At 51.3% G+C, this 20,905-nt stretch carries 20 protein-coding genes; 17 read left to right on the top strand and 3 right to left on the bottom strand.

The genetic code is table 11. The features are described 5' to 3' along the window. Positions 1-12 precede the first annotated feature (12 nt). From TERTU_RS11695 to TERTU_RS11660, 8 genes are read left to right on the top strand one after another with little or no spacing between them, the layout of a single operon-like run. Positions 13-1,188 (top strand): IscS subfamily cysteine desulfurase, encoded by a 1,176-nt coding sequence (locus tag TERTU_RS11695; RefSeq protein WP_015817996.1) that lies wholly within the window; start codon positions 13-15, stop codon positions 1,186-1,188. Positions 1,189-1,230: 42 nt separating this feature from the next. After that, entirely contained in the window at positions 1,231-2,670 is a 1,440-nt protein-coding gene (gene sufB / locus TERTU_RS11690) for a Fe-S cluster assembly protein SufB (protein ID WP_015818368.1), read from the top strand. 27 nt (positions 2,671-2,697) lie between these two features. Beyond that, positions 2,698-3,456 carry a Fe-S cluster assembly ATPase SufC gene (gene sufC, locus TERTU_RS11685; protein WP_228378143.1) on the top strand — a complete coding sequence of 253 codons (759 nt, stop codon included), beginning with the start codon at positions 2,698-2,700 and terminating at the stop codon, positions 3,454-3,456. Beyond that, entirely contained in the window at positions 3,456-4,778 is a 1,323-nt protein-coding gene (gene sufD, locus TERTU_RS11680; protein ID WP_015818253.1) for a Fe-S cluster assembly protein SufD, read from the top strand. Before sufC ends, sufD begins: the two co-directional genes overlap by 1 nt. Continuing rightward, entirely contained in the window at positions 4,775-6,028 is a 1,254-nt protein-coding gene (locus TERTU_RS11675; RefSeq protein ID WP_015820716.1) for an aminotransferase class V-fold PLP-dependent enzyme, read from the top strand. The genes sufD and TERTU_RS11675 overlap by 4 nt, the downstream gene beginning before the upstream one ends. Positions 6,029-6,040: 12 nt before the next feature. After that, the gene (locus TERTU_RS11670) at positions 6,041-6,391 is read left to right on the top strand and encodes a HesB/IscA family protein (RefSeq protein ID WP_015817039.1); all 351 of its coding nucleotides are present in this window, start codon (positions 6,041-6,043) and stop codon (positions 6,389-6,391) included. A gap of 44 nt (positions 6,392-6,435) precedes the next feature. Continuing rightward, positions 6,436-6,972: a putative Fe-S cluster assembly protein SufT gene (sufT, locus tag TERTU_RS11665; RefSeq protein ID WP_018015465.1), complete on the top strand. Its 537-nt coding sequence runs from the start codon at positions 6,436-6,438 to the stop codon at positions 6,970-6,972. A 27-nt stretch (positions 6,973-6,999) separates the two neighbouring features. Then, complete coding sequence (locus tag TERTU_RS11660) at positions 7,000-7,428, top strand: SufE family protein (protein ID WP_015820493.1); 429 nt, start codon at positions 7,000-7,002, stop codon at positions 7,426-7,428. A 110-nt stretch (positions 7,429-7,538) separates the two neighbouring features. Here the strand turns inward: TERTU_RS11660 and TERTU_RS11655 are convergent, their stop codons facing one another. Together TERTU_RS11655 and TERTU_RS11650 are read right to left on the bottom strand one after the other, a co-directional pair. Beyond that, positions 7,539-8,087 carry a glutathione peroxidase gene (locus TERTU_RS11655; RefSeq protein WP_015819917.1) on the bottom strand — a complete coding sequence of 183 codons (549 nt, stop codon included), beginning with the start codon at positions 8,085-8,087 and terminating at the stop codon, positions 7,539-7,541. Between the two features lie 121 nt (positions 8,088-8,208). Then, complete coding sequence (locus TERTU_RS11650) at positions 8,209-10,404, bottom strand: AsmA family protein (RefSeq protein WP_015819533.1); 2,196 nt, start codon at positions 10,402-10,404, stop codon at positions 8,209-8,211. A 245-nt stretch (positions 10,405-10,649) separates the two neighbouring features. Between TERTU_RS11650 and ndk the strand changes: the two genes are divergently transcribed. The 8 genes from ndk to der all read left to right on the top strand — a co-directional run bounded on the left by ndk (position 10,650) and on the right by der (position 18,915). After that, positions 10,650-11,075: a nucleoside-diphosphate kinase gene (gene ndk, locus TERTU_RS11645; protein WP_015819002.1), complete on the top strand. Its 426-nt coding sequence runs from the start codon at positions 10,650-10,652 to the stop codon at positions 11,073-11,075. A gap of 18 nt (positions 11,076-11,093) precedes the next feature. Beyond that, complete coding sequence (rlmN, locus tag TERTU_RS11640; protein WP_015818760.1) at positions 11,094-12,293, top strand: dual-specificity RNA methyltransferase RlmN; 1,200 nt, start codon at positions 11,094-11,096, stop codon at positions 12,291-12,293. Positions 12,294-12,322: 29 nt separating this feature from the next. After that, positions 12,323-13,135, top strand: coding sequence for a type IV pilus biogenesis/stability protein PilW (gene pilW, locus TERTU_RS11635; RefSeq protein ID WP_015818185.1), 813 nt, complete (start codon positions 12,323-12,325; stop codon positions 13,133-13,135). Positions 13,136-13,182: 47 nt separating this feature from the next. Further along, positions 13,183-14,124, top strand: coding sequence for a RodZ domain-containing protein (locus tag TERTU_RS11630; protein WP_012779317.1), 942 nt, complete (start codon positions 13,183-13,185; stop codon positions 14,122-14,124). Between the two features lie 74 nt (positions 14,125-14,198). Beyond that, positions 14,199-15,470, top strand: a complete 1,272-nt coding sequence (gene hisS / locus TERTU_RS11625) for a histidine--tRNA ligase (protein WP_015817245.1) — start codon at positions 14,199-14,201, stop codon at positions 15,468-15,470. A 10-nt stretch (positions 15,471-15,480) separates the two neighbouring features. Beyond that, positions 15,481-16,185 carry a YfgM family protein gene (locus tag TERTU_RS11620; protein WP_015820036.1) on the top strand — a complete coding sequence of 235 codons (705 nt, stop codon included), beginning with the start codon at positions 15,481-15,483 and terminating at the stop codon, positions 16,183-16,185. Next, complete coding sequence (gene bamB, locus TERTU_RS11615; protein ID WP_015820227.1) at positions 16,185-17,450, top strand: outer membrane protein assembly factor BamB; 1,266 nt, start codon at positions 16,185-16,187, stop codon at positions 17,448-17,450. The genes TERTU_RS11620 and bamB overlap by 1 nt, the downstream gene beginning before the upstream one ends. A 70-nt stretch (positions 17,451-17,520) precedes the next feature. Then, on the top strand, positions 17,521-18,915 hold the full coding sequence (gene der, locus TERTU_RS11610; protein ID WP_015818040.1) for a ribosome biogenesis GTPase Der: 1,395 nt from the start codon (positions 17,521-17,523) through the stop codon (positions 18,913-18,915). A 50-nt stretch (positions 18,916-18,965) separates the two neighbouring features. Here der and TERTU_RS11605 read toward each other — a convergent pair whose 3' ends face one another. Beyond that, positions 18,966-19,304, bottom strand: coding sequence for a hypothetical protein (locus TERTU_RS11605; protein WP_015817333.1), 339 nt, complete (start codon positions 19,302-19,304; stop codon positions 18,966-18,968). Positions 19,305-20,066: 762 nt separating this feature from the next. Between TERTU_RS11605 and TERTU_RS11600 the strand changes: the two genes are divergently transcribed. Further along, positions 20,067-20,903 carry a sulfite exporter TauE/SafE family protein gene (locus TERTU_RS11600; RefSeq protein ID WP_015819646.1) on the top strand — a complete coding sequence of 279 codons (837 nt, stop codon included), beginning with the start codon at positions 20,067-20,069 and terminating at the stop codon, positions 20,901-20,903. The last annotated feature ends 2 nt before the right edge of the window (positions 20,904-20,905 follow it).

The following is a 20,905-nucleotide window of genomic DNA, read 5'->3' as shown; positions in this document are numbered from 1 at the left end:
AACTAACAAAGTATGCGTAAACCAGTTTATCTCGACTATGCCGCGACCACACCCGTGGATGACCGCGTCGCCGAAGCGATGATGGGTTGTCTGACGATGGCGGGTAATTTTGCAAATCCAGCATCGCGTTCACATATGTACGGCTGGAAAGCAGAAGAGGCAGTTGAAGTTGCTCGCGGCGAGCTGGCTGATTTAGTTGCGGCTGACCCGCGTGAAATCGTCTGGACCAGTGGCGCCACGGAATCCAACAACCTGGCGATCAAAGGCGTGGCTGAACTGGAACGCCCTTCAGACGTGCACTTTGTTACCTCGTTGATCGAGCATAAGGCTGTGCTGGATTGCTTTAAACATCTTGAAAGCCAGGGTTACAAGGTTACCTACCTGCAGCCCGGGCGGGATGGCCGAGTTACCGCCGATATGGTGGCATCCGCGTTGCAACCGAATACGCGGCTGGTTTCTGTTATGTTCGTTAATAATGAGATCGGCGTGGTTAACGAGATAGATGCCATTGCGCGTATCTGCCGGGAGCAGGGTGTTTTACTGCATGTGGATGCAGCGCAGGCGGCTGGCAAAATAAAGATTGATGTGGGCGAACTCGGCGCTGATTTAATGTCGTTTTCTGCGCACAAGTTTTATGGCCCCAAAGGCATTGGTGCACTCTATGTGCGCCGCAAGTCGCAGCTAAAACTCGCTGCACAGATTCACGGCGGTGGCCACGAGCGTGGAATGCGTTCAGGTACCTTGCCAACCCATCAGATTGTCGGAATGGGCGCAGCAGCGAAAATCGTCGGGGAATCCCTGGGCGAAGAAAATGCCCGGATTCTCTGGTTGCGTAATCGCTTCCTCAACGGTTTGTGCGGGCTTTCTGGCTGGCAGGTGAACGGATCAATGGATCACCGGGTTGCCGGAAATGCCAACGTCAGTTTTTCCGGCGTTGACGGTGAGGCGCTGCTGATGTCGCTACGCGATCTGGCGGTATCCACCGGTTCTGCCTGTACCTCGTTTAGTGTTGAACCTTCTTATGTCTTGAAAGTGATTGGTGTCAGTGACGCACTTGCGCACAGTTCGATCCGCTTCAGTTTCGGACGCTACACCACGGAAGATGATGTTGATTTTGCTGCGCAGACTGTGTGCGACACAGTAAGCAAATTGCGCGGCGAGTCCAGCATTGCCTCTAATCCCTTTTAAGCCTGAATTTTTCACCAGCATCAACGGTGAGGGTGTTTTACTATGTCTCAGGAACAAATTGATCACCTGATTAAAAAAGAATATGCCGCAGGTTTTGTGACCGATATTGAATCGGATACATTGCCTCCCGGTCTCGATGAAGACGTTATCCGCTTCATTTCCAGCAAAAAAAACGAGCCCCAGTGGATGCTCGACTGGCGTTTGAAGGCGTACCATGCCTGGCTCGATATGCAGGAGCCGGAATGGGCGCATGTGCATTACCCAAAAATCGACTTTAACGAAGTTTCCTATTTTTCCGCGCCGAAAAGCATGGCCGACAAGCCGAAAAGTCTGGATGAAGTCGACCCGCAATTACTCGAAACATACAACAAACTGGGCATTCCTCTGCACGAGCAGGCCGCGCTGGCGGGTGTTGCTGTTGATGCTGTGTTTGACTCAGTGTCTGTGGGCACGACCTTTCGGGAAAACCTGAAAGAAGCGGGCGTAATTTTCTGTTCTATTTCGGAAGCGGTGCACGAATATCCGGAGCTGGTACAGAAATATCTTGGCAGTGTGGTGCCGCAAAAAGACAATTTCTACGCAGCGCTAAACTGTGCGGTATTTAGTGATGGTTCTTTTGTGTATATCCCGAAAGGGGTGCGCTGCCCGATGGAGCTGTCGACTTATTTTCGTATCAACGAATCGAAAACCGGCCAGTTCGAGCGCACGTTGATCATCGCAGACGAAGGCAGTCAGGTGAGTTACCTGGAAGGCTGTACTGCACCCATGCGCGATGAAAATCAATTGCACGCTGCGGTTGTAGAGCTGGTGGCGCTGGACAACGCGTACATCAAGTACTCGACTGTACAGAACTGGTACCCGGGTGACGAGCAGGGTCGCGGTGGTATTTATAACTTTGTGACCAAGCGCGGCGTGGCGCACACCAATTCACGTATTTCCTGGACGCAAGTTGAAACCGGTTCGTCGGTCACCTGGAAATACCCCAGCTGCGTGTTGAAAGGCGATAACAGTGTTGGCGAATTTTATTCCGTGGCGCTTACCAACAATTATCAGCAGGCCGATACCGGCACCAAAATGATACATCTCGGCAAAAATACCCGTTCAACGATTATCTCGAAGGGGATTTCTGCTGGCAAAAGTTCCAACGCCTATCGTGGGCTGGTGCGAATGAATCCGGGCGCTTCAGGTGCGCGCAATTACACGCAGTGTGATTCGCTGTTGATTGGCGATAAATGTGCTGCACATACATTTCCGTATATCGAGAGCAAAAACCCGTCGGCGGTGGTGGAGCACGAAGCAACCACATCGAAAGTCAGTGATGATCAGCTTTACCTGTGTAAGCAGCGCGGCATCGACGAAGAGAAAGCTGTTTCCATGATTGTTAACGGTTTTTGTAAAGAAGTATTTAAAGAATTACCGATGGAGTTTGCGGTAGAAGCTGGAAAGCTTCTCGAGGTGAGCCTTGAAGGCTCTGTTGGTTGATTCCATATTGGAAGAATGAGCGAAAATATGCTGTCAATTAAAAATCTACACGCGTCTGTCGAAGATAAATCTATTCTGCAAGGGCTAAGCCTGGAAATTAAACCCGGCGAAGTTCACGCGATCATGGGGCCAAATGGCTCCGGTAAAAGTACCACGGGGCATGTGCTTTCTGGCCGCGATGGCTACGAAGTTACGGAAGGTTCCGTGGGCTTTCTGGGTAAGGATTTATTGGCGCTGGATACCGAAGAGCGCGCGCGAGAGGGGCTTTTCCTCGCTTTTCAATACCCGGTGGAAATTCCCGGTGTGAGCAATATGGAGTTTATGAAGGCCGCGGTAGATGCGGTGCGCGAGCATCGTGGTGAACCGGCGTTGGATTCCGTGAGTTTTATGAAAATGGCTCGCGAGTACTGTAAAGCGGTAAACCTCGACCAGAACTTTTTAAAGCGGGGCGTCAACGAAGGCTTTTCCGGTGGCGAGAAAAAACGCAACGAAATTATGCAAATGATGTTGCTGCAGCCAAAGTTATGTATTTTGGATGAAACTGACTCAGGCCTCGACATCGATGCGCTGCAAGTGGTCGCCGATGGTGTGAACGCGCTGCGCAGTGCAGACCGCTCGTTTATTGTGGTAACCCACTATCAGCGGCTACTCAATTATATCGAGCCGGATTTTGTTCATGTTCTGGCCAAGGGTAAGATTATTAAATCCGGTGATAAATCCCTTGCGCTTGAGCTGGAGGAAAAAGGGTACGGCTGGCTCGACCCGTCATTAAGCGGGGCAGTGTAATGGCGAACCTGATTCAACAGCTCTCAACGGCGCAGCAAGTAGGCAGCCTGGATTGGTTGGCGGCAGTTAACCAGCAGGGGCGCAATAATGTGCTGGGTTTTACGCAACCTGGACGCAAGACCGAAGCCTGGAAGTACACGAGCTTGCGGGTGCTGGACGACGGTCGCTTCCTGGAGCAATCCAATCAGGCAAGCCCGGATGCCGCAGTGTGGGATTCCGCGCATCAAATTGAAGGTTTGGATGCGTTGAAGCTGGTGTTTGTGAATGGCGTTTATTGCGCGGATTTATCCAGCGAGCTAGAGGGGTTACCCGATGGTGTGGAGCTTACGCCTTTTTCCCTGGCGACAGCTGAACAACAAGCGTCTATCTCGTGCGCGTTGAATTCTGCGGTCGTTGGCGAAAAACATTTTTTTGCGGTGGCGAACAGTGCGCAGGTCAACGAGGGCGTATACCTGAAAGTTCGGGCGAATACGCTGCTGTTGACACCGATACAGATTTTACATTTGCACAGCGAAAGCGAACAACAGCAGTCAGCCGTGCTCCGCGTGCTAGTAGACATGGGTGAGAGCAGCCAGGCCACTTTAATAGAGCAGTTTGCTGGTGGTGACGGCGTGGCGAACGTTTTTGTTAATAGCCTCAACGAGTTCCTTGTTGGGGACAATGCAAAATTCGACTACTACCGGCTAAATCTCGAAGCCGAGACTGTGCCGCATATTGGTGGAGTTCACGCAAATTTAGGGCGATGCGCCACGTTTAACAGTTTCTATATTGCGCTGGGCAGTGTGCTCAAGCGTCTGGATTTAGTTGTTAATCATCGTGGTGAGGGCGCTCACTGTGACATGCAGGGCGTTTACCTGCCGCGCAACAAGCAGCTGGTGGATTTTCATACGTGTATTGAACATGCGGTTCCACATTGCACCAGCAACGAAATATTTCGCGGTATAGTGGCTGACGAATCCAAAGCGGTATTTAACGGTCGTATTCACATTCACCCCGATGCACAAAAAACTTACGCGCAGCTCAGCAACAAAAACTTGCTGACCAGCAATAAAGCGGAAGTGGACACCAAGCCTGAGCTGGAAATTTATGCTGACGATGTTCAGTGCGCCCACGGCGCGACTGTCGCGCAGCTCGATTCTACCGCCTTGCACTATATGCAAACCCGTGGCGTGTCGGCCGAGGAGGCGCGGGTGATGTTGAGTTTTGGTTTTATCAATGAACTGATAAACGATATTCGACTGGCCCCTGTGGCGGATTATTTACGACCGATCATGGCGAGAATGTTCGCGCGGGATGAGCGCCTGATGAGGCACATTGCATGACTATAGCGGCAGTAAATGGAGAGTTGAATTCGCGCGTATTCGATGTGGATCAGGTGCGTGCCGATTTCCCAATCCTGCATCAAACCGTGAATGGCCAGCCTCTGGTTTACCTGGACAACGCGGCCACCACGCAAAAGCCGGATTCTGTCATCAACGCTATCAGCGATTATTATCGCACCACTAACGCCAACGTGCATCGCGGTGCGCATAGCTTAAGCGATAGGGCGACAGCACTGTTTGAAGGTGCGCGAGCAAAAGTCGCGGCGTTTTTAGGTGGCGCGGCTCTCGAAGAAATTATCTGGACTCGCGGTACCACAGAAGCGGCAAACCTGGTTGCCCACAGTTGGGCGCGCTACAACATTCAGGCTGGCGATGTTATTTTGGTCTCCAATTTGGAGCACCACTCGAACATTGTTCCCTGGCAGTTGGTTGCAGAAGAAACCGGCGCAAAAGTATTGCCGTTACCTATTACTGATCTTGGGGAAATTGATCTTGAGGCTTACCGCCAAATGCTTTCCCCTGCGGTCAAGTTGGTCGCGCTGGGCCATGTGTCTAATGCGCTGGGTACGGTAAATCCCGTTGCGGAGATGATAGAACTCGCTAAAGCCGTGGGTGCACTTACCTACGTGGACGGCGCCCAGGCAGTTGCGCACTTTGAAATTGATGTGTCTAAGTTAGGTGCAGATTTTTATGCATTTTCCGGGCATAAACTTTTTGGGCCAACGGGCATTGGCGTACTTTGGGGCCGCAAAGCGCTGCTCGACACTATGGCACCGTTTCACGGCGGTGGTGAAATGATTGAAACCTGTAGTTTTGCGGGCACCACCTTTAATCGGCTTCCGTACAAGTTTGAGGCGGGCACACCGGATATTGCAGGCGCTATTGGCTTAGGTGCAGCGATTGACTATATCTCCACGTTCAATCGTGCAGAGTTAGCCGCGCACGAAGAAGATTTGCTGAATTATTGTATCGCGCGTGCGGCGGATTGTGAGGGCTTGGTTGCTGTTGGCGAGGCACAACAACGTGTCGGCGTTTTCAGTTTTTTACTTGATGGTTCGCACCCGTCAGACGTGGGTATGTTGCTGGATCAGCAAGGTGTTGCAGTTCGCACCGGCCACCACTGTGCGCAGCCTCTGATGGCGCGTCTACAGGTGCCGGGTACCGTACGTGCGTCTTTTTCTATTTACAACACCAGAGCAGAAATAGATCGCTTGTTTGAAGCTTTGGAAAAAGTAAAACAGTTTCTTTAATTGGAGGCAGCGATGACAGTCGAAACATTCAGTATTGCCGACACTGTATCCGTGACACCCGCCGCCGCAGAACATTTTCATATGCGGCTGCAAAAGAGTGGCAAAACCGGTATTCGCATAAGCCTGAAAGAGGCTGGCTGCACCGGATTCAAGTATGTGATCGATGAAGTTAACGAAGGCGATGGCAGCGATTTGCGCGTGCAATTGTCGAACGGTGTGTCGCTTTTTATCGATGGCTCTCACCTGAGCGGGATTCAGGGTACACAGATTGATTATGTTAAAGAAGGGCTCAATCGCAACCTGGTATTGAATAACCCCAATGTCAAAGATGCCTGCGGTTGCGGTGAAAGTTTTAGCGTTTAATAGTCCTGTGCTGTTAGCGCGCGATATTTTGGAAATACGTTTCTATGTCTGAACAACGCATGGTAACCACATTGCGGGAGTGTCCCGCAAGATTGGTGCCGGTGGGCGAAAAAGTCATGATCCCCGCCCACCAGTTTATAACCATTACTCAAGCGCTTGGCGGCAATTATACGGTGGTATACCAGGGCAATATGCTGCGAGTAGATGGCACCGATGCCGACGCGCTTGGGCTGGAGAAATTCGAGCTGACTTTTGCCGCACCGCCATCCGAGGCTATTGTGGCTGACCAGGTGTGGCAGGCGCTGGAAACAGTGTACGACCCGGAAATTCCGGTTAACCTGCGCAGTCTCGGTTTAATTTATCGCGTGGATATAGACCAGGATGCGAAGCGGGTTGATATCGACATGACGCTCACCGCACCAGCCTGCGGAATGGGGCCGGTGTTGGTAGGGGATGTTGAATATCGGGTTGCCATGGTGCCGAATGTCGAGCAAGTAAAAGTCAATCTGGTGTTTGATCCCCCATGGCAGCGCGAGATGATGTCTGAAGAGGCGCAGCTGGAAACGGGCCTGTTTTTCTAATAAAGCGATTTGGATGAGTTTGTATTCATGAGTAGTGCGGCAGAGAACCCGTTTGGCAACACCATCTCTAGCGATGATATTATCGATACGCTCAGTTTTTTTGATGGCTGGGAAGATCGCTATAAATATATTATCGACCTGGGCAAAGAGTTGCCTGCAATGGATGAGAGCAAGCGGTCAGAGGCAAATTTGGTGAAAGGGTGTCAGAGCCAGGTTTGGATTGAGCACATTCAAGTTGATAATCGTTTCTGGTTTGAAGTTGATAGCGACGCATTTATTGTGAAGGGTTTGCTTGGCGTTATTTTGGCTGCCTACAATGGCAAAACCCCAGATGATATTGCGGCGTTCGATATTGAACAGTATTTCGATCAATTGGGTCTGATGCGGCATTTGAGCCCGACACGGGGCAATGGGCTGCGGGCGATGGTAGAAAAAATTCGCGCGCTTGCTGCGTAACGCGCTTTGCACTACACGAAAATATTTCAGCCGTGTTGTTTGGGGAGATCATTGGCTGCCCCCTTTGAAACTACACGTCAAGTGCCGCCTTAGGCGGCACCGTCCGATTCTCACTTCAGCATTTTCTTCAGGTCTTTTTCTAGCGCTGAATCCATTGGCTTGGTACTGCTACCGTAGTGTTTAACGGTTTTCCCATCGGCGGAAACCAGATACTTGTTAAAGTTCCAGCCAGGCTTTTCCGTCTCTGAATTCAGGTGTGCAAACACTGGGTTGGCATCTTTTCCGCGCACATGTGTGGGCGCGAGCATGGTGAAGGTAACGCCGTAATTTTTGTAACAGACCGTCGCTGCTTCTTCCTCACTTTTCGCGGCTTGCTTAAAGTCATCGGAGGCGAAACCGACGATTTCAAAGCCATCGTCTTTATATTTTTTGTAAAGCGCTTCCAGCCCTTTGAATTGCTTGGTATAGCCGCAATGGCTGGCGGTATTCACCAACAACAAGGGTTTCTCTTTGTATAGCGAGCACAGGTTCACGGTTTCGCTACTGTGCAGGCGCTTCATGTCCTGATTGAGAAAAGCAGGGCAGGATTCTACTGCTGACGCGGTGTTGCTTAGGCTGGCGACAACAAACGCCAGTCCGGCAATGGTGGTGAGTTTCATTTTGGGGGCTCCTCTATGGGTTTTGTGCCGCAATGTCGGTAAAAACTAACTGTATCTTGACGTAAATGGCATTGTTCAATTGTTCGGTCATAATGCTAAAGGGTTTACGTTGAGGTATCGTTTATTTCTCACTTTTTTTACGTTTTAATAAGTTTTTAAAACCGTCTTCAAGCTTATCGCCCAATTCTTTCGACTTCTCTTCTCCTACCAGATTTTCCAGCAAGTCTTTTGCACGCTCGTCGACTTTGTCTTTTGCGTCTTCGCGCGACTCCTTGTAGCGTTCCTCGACCTTATCGCTCGCCTTTTTGGTTTCTGTTTTAAATTTGTCTTCCCATTTGTCGCTCAGACGTTTGAAATCAAGTTTACAAACATCTTTGCCAATGGTGTCCAGCGAACCCTCGCAGATAACCGGAATACGCTGGCTGCGCCATTTTGCATTCAGCAGTGGGCAGGATTTTTGTGCAGCGGTAAAATCGGCAAATGCCAAATTGGCTGGAATAACAAAGTTCTTGGTTGTGGGGTTGAATGTGCCCATTGCGTCCGTTTGGATTCCCTGCACCCTGGCGGCGAGACTGTTTATAGTAATACCTGCGCTCGTGTAATCGATATTTGCTGTTAAAGCCGAAATGCTGGTATAGGGCTCCCAGGTTTTATCGGTTCTGCTGTTATCCAGCTTACTTATCGCATCACAGTACACTTGTTCCAGGTTTACCGCTTCAAACTTCATCAGTTCCGACTGAGCGGTCAGGTGTGCGCTAAAGCCCTCGGTGAGTGCCGCGGCGCTTCCACCTTGCGTTTCGCCATTTATCTGGATGTTCATCGTGCCTTTCAATTGGTCGTATAGGCCTAGCGATGAAAGTGCCAAACCTACGTCCAAACCGCTCATCGAAAACTCCGACGTCAACTGGTTGTTCGTGTTCGCGTGTTTCAGTTTGGCGGTGCCGGAGAGGGTTCCCTCATATAGAGAGCCTTTTTTCACGGTGACAGTCGTAACTCCAGGTTTCAATGTTAACTCGCTGTCTAAATTGGTGAGATTCTGCTCAAGAAATGTCACTTTTTGCGTGCGTAGATTGAGAACCCCAATGATGCTGTTTAGTGCGTCCAGGTTGAGCGGCGAGTTATCTGCGGATTCCGGTGCTGCATTCGCTGGTGGTGTTGGGGCGATCTCATCTGGCTGCGGGACTGGGGGTAAATAATGGTCGAGATTCAGTTGATCGACCGCCAGCGTAAGTTGCAGCTTAGGCGGAAGCTCGGGTTGCAAGGATACAGTGCCTTTTGCATCCAGCTTGGTTTTGTCCAGAGTTGCGGATAGAACCGCAACCTCTAACTGGTCGCCCCGGTATTGGATGTTGGCATTGGCTGCGAATTTGGTGAGCGCGCTGGAGTTGCTCATCTCAGGAAGCGCCACTTCCATCCATTTCAACCAGGCGGCTGGGTTCAGCTCGTCGAGTTGTATGGTTGCTTCTGCCTTTAGTGCTGGTGATGTAACCACCGAAATATTTCCGTTTATACGCGCATCCGCTTCTTCTGTAGCCATAGCAGATAGGCGCGTGGACGCAAACGTAATCGCGCCCGCGCCAGTTTGTGTGATTGTCGATTCAAACCCGATTCGAATCGGTGGATAGGGCGCAAATGTCAGCTCGCTGTTAAGTGCAATTTGCATTGGCTGGCCATTGAGGTTGACCGCATCAAGCTGTACATCGGTTTGTCGCAACTTAATGTTGCTGTTGTTGACAGCGTTGGTATAGCTGAGCTCGAAGTCGCTGATCTTAATCCGTTCTATTGCGATTTGAGTATCGCTTGCGTTCGAGTTGTCGCTGGCCTTTTCTGGCTCCGCTGGCGCACGCTTGGCAGGTTCACCACCCTCTGTGTCTGTGTCTGTGTCTGAGTCGCGAGCGAAAGCATCGAGTACTGGTTGCCAGTTACTCTCGCCGTTTTTGCCAATATGGAGGTCCACTTTAGGGTGTTGAACAAAGACGGCATTGATGCGTAATTCTCGCTCTCTGATAAGCGCTAGGAGATCGAGCTGCAGATTAAAGCTGTCGATGCTGGCGAGTTTTTCGGTATCTACACGTGCTGCGGAAGGAAAGAGCTGGATTTCGCCGGATTTTACCCCGGCTACGGGGTACACAGACCAGTTGAGGTCGCCAAGAATTTCGGTGAAAACCCCTTGCTCCGCCAGAGCTTTCTCCAGCTTTGGTTTTAAAAAATTTGCGTTGCTGCTAAGCAGGAATAGGGCAAGTGCTAATGCACAAAGGAGGACAAAGGCAATGATAGCTAAGGTGATTTTGAGGAGGCGTCCTGCGATGTATGGCATAAATGGGCTGGCACTGTGTTGGGTTTAGAAGATGAGACTCTAGCCATATACCCTGGGTTCACTCAAGAAGAAAAATGTATCGCGAAAGATACTTGGCACGTTGGCTGCTTTTTTGATCGCAATCCACGTATAATCGCCTGTTTTGCGATTTGCATGCGCAACGGTATGGGGCCGCTTAGGCGTGCCGCCCGATCCGCAGCGCTAACCCCCAAAGAATATGGACCAGAGCAAGGAGTATATTGTTGATGGCTATTGAAAAAACATTGTCGATTGTTAAGCCGAATGCTGTAAAGAAAAACGTGATTGGTGATATTTATAGTCGTTTTGAGAAAGCCGGCCTGAAGATTGTGGCCGCTAAAATGACTCAATTAGACGATGACCGTGCCGGTGGCTTCTACGAGGAGCACAAAGCGCGACCGTTTTTTGGAGAGCTGGTGGAGTTTATGACCAGCGGGCCGGTTCTTATTCAGGTGCTGGAAGGTGAAAATGCCGTGGCACTCAACCGTGAAATTATGGGTGCCACCAATCCGGAAAATGCTGCAGAAGGTACCATTCGTAAAGATTTTGCGGATTCTCTGAGCGAAAATGCTGTCCATGGTTCCGACAGTACTGAATCGGCAGCAAGGGAGATAGCGTACTTTTTTGATGCGGCGGAAATTTTCTCCCGTTAACTTGAGGTTGATTGATTAGTGAGTTCAGATGTGAGCGCAGTTGACGCTGTTGAAATCGTTGGCGATGCGGCCAAGGTAAACCTTCTCGGTATGTCTCAAGGGCGTCTGGAAGCGTTTTTTGAATCTCTGGGCGAGAAGAAGTTTCGCGCAACTCAGGTGTTGAAATGGGTGCATCAGCTGGGTGTTACCGATTTCGCGCAAATGACCAATATCAGCAAGGCGCTCCGTGAGCGTTTAGCCGACATCGCGGAAGTGCGCATTCCTGAAGTGATAGAGCAGTGGGACTCTACCGACGGCACGCGCAAGTTTCTTATACGCGTGGGTGGCGGCAACGCGATCGAAACGGTATTTATTCCGGATGGTGAGCGCGGCACCCTGTGTGTGTCGTCTCAGGTCGGTTGCTCCCTGGATTGCAGCTTCTGTGCAACGGGCAAACAAGGTTTTAACCGCGATCTCACGTCTGATGAAATCATCGGGCAAGTCTGGATCGCGGCGAAATCCTTTGGCCAGCTCCAAGAGGGCGGGGCACGAGGAGACCGAAAAGTCACTAACGTGGTACTCATGGGCATGGGCGAGCCGTTGCTCAACTTCGAGAACGTCGTTGAAGCAATGCACCTGATGATGCATGACAACTGCTACGGCATATCCAAGCGTCGCGTTACGTTGAGTACATCGGGTGTGGTGCCGCAGCTGGATCGACTGGGCAAATACACCGATGCATGCCTGGCAATTTCCCTGCACGCGCCGAACGATGAGCTGCGAAACCAGTTGGTACCGATCAACAAAAAATACCCGATTGCGCAATTGCTTGCTTCTGCCAAGCGCTATATTGAAGGGCTTCCGGATGCGCACCGTAAAATTACCATCGAATACACATTAATCGATCAAGTGAACGACCGCATAGAACACGCGCATGAATTGGTCGAACTGTTGAAAGATGTGCCGGTTAAAATTAACCTCATACCTTTTAACCCGTTCGGGTTATCTAACTATAAAAAGGTGAGTAATAACGCGTTGCGCCGTTTTCAGCAGATATTGATTGATGCGGGTTATACCGCAACGGTGCGCACCACGCGCGGCGACGACATTGACGCAGCCTGTGGTCAGCTGGCAGGTCAGGTTAACGACAGGACTAAGCGCAGTCAGCGTTACAAGCTGGATCAGGCCGCTTTACTCGCTACAGGAAACGACATCATTCCTGTGAAAATGGTGCAATAAACAACAATAAAGTGCGGAGATATTGGGCTATGCCTGGCAATTCCCTGTTTGTGAGCCGTGTCAGCCAACCTGTGCTGACGCTGGTTAAAAGGGTGACATATGTCGTTTTGATCCTGTGCCTCGGCGGGTGTGTTACCACGATGGAAAACCCGGAGCGCAGAGTGAACAAGCAACAGGCAGTGGAAGCCAACGTAAAGCTAGGAATGTCTTACCTGCAGCAAAACAACCGCGAAGGTGCGCAGCGTTCGTTTACTAAAGCGCTGGAGATGGACCCAAAATCTGCCGAGGGTTATCTGGGGTTGGCGATGATCCACCAGCTGAATGGCGAAGCGGAAGAGGCGGATAAAAAGTTTAACAAGGCGCTGCGCAGCCGTGTGGACTTTTCCCTTGCCAGCATTCAGTTCAGTTACGCACGCTTTTTAGTAGAGCAAAAACGCTACGAAGAGGCCTACACCTATTTCGAGGCAGCGTCGTCGGACTTCAATTATCCTCGGCGTACCGATGCCCTGGTGAATGTTGGCCGCATGGCTTTGCTGCTGGGTAACAAGGAGCGCGCCGAGGGCGCATTCGCACATGCGTTAAATCTTGATCCCCGTCAGGCGGAAGCTGCGTTGGAACTTGCGGATATGGCGTTTGCCTCCCGCGACTACACCAAAGCAGCGCGGTTTCTGGCGCAGTTCGACAGCTCTGCTCGGCAGAATCCGCGCAGTTTGTGGCTCGGTATACGATTAGAGCGCATTTTCGGTAACAAAGATAAAGAGGCCAGCTACGTTTTGGCCCTTAAAAATCTGTACCCTTACTCAAAGGAATATTTGGAGTACAAAAGGCTCATGGGACAATAGCCGGCGTCCAATTAAACAAAGTAATAGTTTGAGAAAGAAGTGCATTCATGACTGGGGAAGAGAGAACTACCGACTATCGCGCAAGCCTGGCTGAGGGTAAACCTGGCGCTGCATTGCGTATTGTGCGGCTTGAAGCAGGTTTGCCGCTTAGCAAAATCGCTGAGCAAACGTTGATTCCTGAGTGGAAACTCCAAGATCTTGAGGACGACACCTACGATCGGATAGGTGCGAAAACATTTCTCAATGGCTATGTACGCAAATATGCGAGTTTGTTGAAACTTGATGCGAGCGAGTTCGTTGGTGCTTTGCCGGAACAAATGCGAAGTAATGTTGCACCAGCACAGTCATTTACGGAAACCGCAGCCAACGCCACCGCGCCCAAACCGCGCGCAAAAAAAAGCGGCACGAAACGTCGGCTCCCGGTTATTCCTGTTGTTGTATTCCTGATCGCGGCCTGGGCAATTGCTGTTTACTTTATCGAAGACGTGGGGCCTGGCGATAACGAAGCCGGGACGGTCGAGGCTGCATCGAATATTGGCGAACTTCCGAACGACGAGAAGGGCGCGCCCCCGATAGATTCGGCAGATACTGAAGACCGTGGCGATTTTGATGGCGACACCAGCGTGCAGGAAATTCCTGTGCTGCTGGATCTGCCAGAAGCTGATCTGGCTCCGGTGGTGGCGACGCAGGAGCCTGCATTAGAGGCCGAGTCACAAGTGACCCCTGATTCCACCGATGCCACGCCCAGCCAGGATCGTCTCAACTTCACGTTTAACGATGATTGTTGGTTACAGGTGACCGACGCCACTGGCAAGGTAGTGTTTGCGCAACTTCAGACGAAAGGGGATAATCTGCAGCTTTTTGGCGAGAGCCCGTTTAGTGTGATGTTGGGCAACGCACGTGCTGTGGCGATAGAGCTTAACGGTGCTCCTGTAGACATCAATCCCGTGTCCAACCGTAAAACACTGCGTTTTACTGTCAGTTCGTAACGGAAATAAACGAAAAATACAATGGGCCAGCCAGGTTATTCCGCGGCTGGCCTGTGTGAGTTGAGAGCTATAACTTGAAAAAACTGCAAGCCGTAAAAGGCATGAATGATCTGCTCCCCGCAGATTCACCCTATTGGCAGTATCTGGAAGCAACGATTACTGATGTGGTTCAGGGATACGGGTTTCAGGAAATTCGTTTCCCTATTCTGGAAGCCACCGAACTCTTTAAGCGATCAATCGGTGAAGTGACTGATATCGTTGAAAAGGAAATGTACACATTTTTGGATCGTAACGACGAGAGTGTGACGCTGCGCCCGGAAGGCACAGCTAGCTGTGTTCGCGCATGCGAACAGCATCAGCTGCTGTATAACAGAGGCACCATTGCGCAAAAGCTTTGGTATATGGGGCCTATGTTTCGCTACGAGAAACCACAAAAAGGCCGCTTGCGCCAGTTTCACCAGATAGGTGTCGAAGCCTACGGTATCGCCAGTGCAGATGCGGACGCGGAATTGCTCATCATGACTGCTCGTCTGTGGAAAACCCTCGGCATTGATGATGCGGTCGAGCTACAGATTAACAGTCTGGGGACCAATGAGGCACGCGCCAATTTTCGCGCCGCGCTCGTGGATTTTTTGAGTGCTAACGAAGCCAAACTGGATGAAGACAGTCAGCGTCGGCTCGCCACCAATCCTTTGCGTATTCTCGACAGTAAAGATGCCGATACCCAGGCATTGCTTGCCGATGCCCCCGACCTGGCAGACTTTCTGGATGACGAATCCCGCGAGCACTTCGCGCTGCTACAGCGCTATCTCACGGCCGCTGGCGTAAAGTTTACGGTTAATACTCGCCTGGTACGCGGCCTCGACTATTACAGTCGCACCGTTTTTGAATGGGTGACTAACCGCCTAGGGGCGCAGGGTACGGTGTGCGCGGGCGGGCGTTACGACGGTCTTGTGGCACAATTGGGCGGTCAGAACACACCTGCGGTCGGGTTTGCCATGGGGCTGGAGCGGTTGGTGCTCTTGGTTCAGGAGCTGAATGCGTTTCCAAAGGATATTTCTCGCGCAGCTGATGTCTATCTGCTGGCTCTGGGTAATGTGATTCCAGAAGCCTTTGCCTTGACTGAACAATTACGTGAGCAAGCTCCGCACCTGCGGGTGCAAATGAATACTGGCGCTGGAAGTTTTAAGAGCCAGATGAAAAAAGCCGAACGTTCGGGGGCTGATGTCGTGCTCATTTTGGGGGAAGACGAAGCGTCCGCCGGAGAAGTAACTGTGAAATACCTGCGCTCAGATGAGCCGCAACAAACCATCCAACAACAACAAATAAATCAAATATTCGTTTAGGAGTAGAAAGGTGGCTGATCATCTATCTGAAGAAGAACAGGTTGAAGCAATCAAGCGTTGGTGGAATGAAAACTGGGTGTCTGTGGTGCTGCCCATCATTCTTGCGTTAGGTGGATATCTTGGCTGGAATAGCTGGCAGGATCACAAGCAGGGTAAGGCCGAGCAGGCGTCCGACCTCTATCAGCAATTGGCGATGGCTGCTGAAGTAGCGCCAGGTGAAACACTCAGCGAAGAACAGCGCGCCGCAATTGATGAGTCTGCTAACGTTATCATCGACGCACATGGTGGTACCTTGTATGCCGATATGGCCAACCTGTTGTTGGCAAAAATCCAGGTAGAAGGCGGCCAACTGGACGCTGCTGCGGCACGTTTGCAGGCGGTGGTTGATAATGGCGCAGACGAAGCGATCCAGCAGGTTGCGAAAGCCCGCCTTGCCCGGGTAATGAGCGCGAAAGGTGATCATTCCGCTGCACTCAGTATGGTTGCGCAAACTGACAGCCAATCGTTCAAAGCGTTGTTTGCCGAAATCCGCGGCGACGTGTACTCCGCGCAAGGTAAGCTCGCCGAGGCCAACACCGAGTACCAGGCGGCACTGGATACTTTGTTGCCATCGGAATTTAATCGCCGCAGCTTGATCCAGCTGAAACTGGACGCAGTGGCCGTTCCGGGCACATCAGATAGCGTGCCTGCAGCCGGTGTCGAGGGAGACGCTTAATGCTGAAACGATTATTGTTGGTGCTTGCGGTAGTAGCGCTCGGCGCTTGTAGTTCCAACGACCCTAAAAAGCTTGCGATGAAGCCCGCCGACTTGGTGAAGTTTGAAGCCACGGCGAAGCTGAAAAAGCAGTGGAGTAGAGACACGGGTTCCGGCACCGATAAGCGCTATTCGCGTCTGGTGCCAGCACTGGACCGCAATAACAAGATCTACACGGTTGGCGTAAAAGGTGATGTGGAAGCCCTGGATGCGCAGACTGGCAAGCGGTTGTGGCAGACCTCGTTGAAGACTCAGCAAGGCTCAGAAGATGCGTTTGTTGATCAGCAGTCCTGGGTCGCAAAGCTGTTTAGCAGTTTGCTGTTCTGGCAAGAAAAACCGCAGCCTTTGCAAATTGCCGGTGGTATTGCCGTAAACAACGAAGCTGTATTTTTTGGCGGGTTCGATGGCTATGTGTATGCCGTCGATAGTGAAAATGGCGAGTTGTTGTGGCAAGTCGCGCTCAGCAGTGAAGTGGCTGCCGCACCTGCCGCTAACAGCGAAGTTGTCGCGGTAAATACCATTGATGGTCGCGTTTATTTGTTGGATGCGAAAACCGGCGAACAGCGTTGGCGCTACGACCAGACAGTACCTATTTTGACCTTGCGTGGCACTTCCGCGCCGGTACTGACGCCCACCCAGGTGATCGTCGGTTTCGACAGCGGTCAAATAGTGAGCCTGGCAACGTCTGACGGGTCAACTCAGTGGGAAGTTCGTGTCAGTCGACCGCAGGGGCGAACCGAGCTTGAACGCATCGTTGATATCGATGGCACGCCAGTCGTGAACAGCGGTTATGTCTATGCGGCGAGCTACCAGGGCAATATTGTGGCACTGAGCCGCGCAGCAGGTCGTTCACTCTGGCAGCAAGAGGCCTCGACGGCACACAATATTGCGGTGGCAGACGGTAAAGTTTTTGTATCTACCGAAGACTCTAAAGTGATTGCGTTCAACAGCATTACCGGAGAACCCGAATGGGAAAACTTCCAGTTGAAGCGACGCGATATTGGTGGCCCGCAGGAGATTGGCGACTACATTGCTGTGATCGACAAAAAGGGTTACCTGCATTTGATGAACAAGTCTGATGGCGCGTTTGCCTATCGCTTCAAACCTAAAGGCGATGATTTCAGGTCGCCGATGCTGTATGCGAACGAAATGCTATATACCTTTGCCGATAATGGCCGTTTGACTGCTTACGCGCTCAAGGAGCGCGCGCCTAAAAAGGCCAACTAAACTGTTATAAAGCGCTGCCCTGTGGTGCGGCGCTGTTTTATTTCCCTCCATTCATACCAAGAGATTCCGCATGATTCCAACCATTGCTTTGGTCGGGCGTCCTAACGTGGGAAAGTCCACGCTGTTTAATCGACTTACAAAAACGCGCGATGCCATTGTCGCAAATTTCGCAGGTTTGACCCGCGACCGAAAATACGGCGATGCGGAATTTGAAGGCAAGCGTTTTATTGTTGTTGATACCGGCGGCATCAGCGGTGATGAGGAGGGTATCGACAGTGTGATGGCCGAGCAGTCGCTGCAAGCTATCGCCGAGTCAGACATCATTCTGTTTTTGGTGGATTGCCGGGACGGATTAACTCACGTAGACAGCCAGATCGCACAGCACTTGCGCACCTTGCACAAGCCGACTTTCCTGGTGGCGAATAAAGTGGATGGGCAAAATCACGATCTCGCGATTGCGCCTTTCTTTGAGTTGGGCCTGGGAGAAGTCCACTCGGTGGCAGCAGCGCATGGTCGCGGCGTCAATACATTGATGGCAACGGTGCTTGCTGATATTGCCGTCGAAAGCGAAGCGGATGAAGCCGACGCCGAGAGGCGCTTGAAAATGGCAATTATCGGTCGCCCGAATGTGGGTAAGTCGACGCTTGTGAATCGTATGCTCGGGGAGGAGCGTGTGGTGGTGTTCGATATGCCGGGTACGACCCGAGACAGTATTTATATCGATTATGAGCGGGATGAAAAGCACTATACGCTGATCGACACAGCGGGTGTGCGTCGGCGCAAAAACGTAAAATTAACCGTCGAGAAATTCTCCATCATCAAAACGCTGCAGGCCATTAATGATGCGAACGTCGTGATTCTAGTAATGGATGCAAGCGAGGGTATTGTCGATCAGGACCTACACCTTCTTGGTCACGCAATCGAAAGTGGCAGGGCGCTGGTGGTTGCGCTCAATAAGTGGGATGGTCTGGAAGACGATCACAAATCCTATGTTAAAACTGAACTACAACGCCGCTTGAGCTTTGTGGATTACGCCGATTTACATTTTATTTCTGCGTTGCACGGCACCGGCGTGGGTAACCTTTACAAGTCGGTTGAGAAGGCCTATCAGGCGGCGACGGAGAAATACTCCACGAGTTTTCTCACCCGAATTCTGGAAGATGCTGTCACTGCGCATCAGCCGCCACTGGTACGAGGCCGGCGTATTAAATTGCGCTACGCGCATGCTGGCGGGCATAACCCTCCGATTATTGTCATCCACGGCACCCAAACCAGCGAGGTGCCGAACCATTACACGCGCTATCTGGAAAAGGTGTACAGACGTGCGTTGGAGTTGCACGGCACACCAGTCCGAATTGAATATCGCAGTGGGGATAATCCCTTCGCTGGGCGGAAAAACAAGCTAACTGAACGTCAGTTAACCAAAAAACGCCGCCTTATGAAGCATGTGAAGAAAAAGAAATAGCGCGTACAAATCAGCGCTAGCTTAAAAGCTGGTAGCTCGTGACGCGCGTGTTAACTGCAGCTCCAGCCCCAAGACTGTAATTTTTCGACAAATTCGGCGGCTTTTTCTTCGCAGTACCCTTCCATGTTTTGTGCGCTCCAAAGCACGCTGGCTTCATTTGGGGCGTCTGCATTTTTGTAGTAATTGACCGCGCAGGGGACCTTGGATGGCGCGGCTTCGTAGGCTATCTCCACTTTGCGGGTCAGCCCCTGTAGTTCACACTTGTACATGGTCGGCTGAGTCGCATCATCTTCTGAGGTATCTGGAGTGGAGCTTGTTTGTGACCACGCGATTGGTGTAAACAGGTTTATAAGTAACGCGAATGCAATACTCTTTTGAATTGTCGGCATCGAAATTTCCTCGTGCTGTTTAATCGATTAATAATACAAAAACATCCACCTGAGAGCTCGTCTTACATCACATTGGCGCTTCGACTTTTGTCTTTGCCTGCGAGGTTAAGCGCGGTTTTTGTAATCACACACATGTTTCTTAGGTGGTGTGGCCGCGGCGAAGTTCATTAAAACTTAGCGCGTTAACGAGCCAGGCGCTGCCAGATTCCAGGCACCGGGCTTCAGGCAGTAGCCGCGGGTGATAAGGCGTCGCTGTTGATTAGGCGTTTCTGGTAATAAATAATTCAAAAGCTTCAAACGCCGCTTTCATTCGTGCTAGGGCCTGTTAACACTAATTCGATTCATTCTGTTGCGGCTAAAATTTCGCTGTCAAGTGATGCGGCACCCCGACGTTTGGAGTGCAGGTTGTTCGGCATATCCCTATGCCTCACCCCTACGGGGTTACACGCTAAAACGCTCCCGGCGTTTTAGTGGTTGTTCCAAATGAGCGATAAACAACGCTGAGAGCGGGATTTTAGCCGCAACCCGCAGGGCTGGGCCTGTATTTCCAGGCTGATGCGTTATTTTTCGCTCGTTTAGCCCGCTAAACAACGCCAAAAATGCCTTTCATCCTGAAAATACAGGCTCCAGCAGAGCGAATTGAATTAGTGTTAACAGGCCCTAGAGAAGTAGAAATGAAAACGTGTATCCAACGGCGCAACATCATCGGTGCCGTGCGCTTATTTGCTGCGTTTTTTCGATCCATCCAGGAGTTTCAACATTGTGAATGAATTGCTCGAGTATAGCTTTGTCTGCGCATGCAGTGGGATAGTCGCAGGTTTTGTCGCTGGGTTGTTCGGTGTTGGTGGAGGTATCGTGATTGTGCCTGCGTTGTACTTTGTTTTTGGGGCACTCGGTATGGAAGCGAGTCACGCTTTGGCGATGGCGGTGGCGACCTCGCTGGGAACTATTTTGCCTACTTCGATCTCCTCTTTGCGGGCACACAACCGATTGGGCAATATCGACTGGCAAGTGGTGCGGCTAGCGGTTCCCAGCCTGGTGCTGGGCGCGTGTGCGGGTGCCTTGTTGGTCAGTTTTTTTGCCGGGGAATGGTTGTCGCTGGTGTTTGGTTGCACCTTACTCGTCGTCGCCTGGTTAGTGTTGCGCAAGGGAAGAGGTGCCACGGACGCCGTGGGCTCTGCCAAATTACCCCCTGTGGTTTTGCGCGTAGCTGTTTTTTTTCTGGCTGTAATTTCCGCGCTGGCTGGCGTAGGAGGAGGGGCGTTGGGATCGCCACTATTGGTGATGGGGGGCTATTCTGTTCACCGGGCTGTCGGTACGGCGGCGAGTTTTGGTGCATTTATCGCGTTGCCATCGATTATTTTAATCGCACTGTTTTCGGTATCACCCGAAGGTGCTCCTCCGTACAGTATTGGGTTGATCAGCTTGCCTGCGTGGGCGTTGATTTCTGTTTGCACCTACCTGGTAGCACCGTTTGGTGCCAAGTTCGGCAGGCAGCTCTCCGATCGTCATCTGGCAACAGTATTGGCCGCGTTTCTGATGTTTATCAGTGTAAAAATGTTATACACCGGAATTACCTATTACCTCGCCCTTGCATAACC

This window comes from Teredinibacter turnerae T7901, assembly GCF_000023025.1.
Taxonomy (GTDB): Bacteria; Pseudomonadota; Gammaproteobacteria; order Pseudomonadales; family Cellvibrionaceae; genus Teredinibacter; species Teredinibacter turnerae_B.
This window is presented reverse-complemented; position numbering and strand designations above follow the sequence as displayed.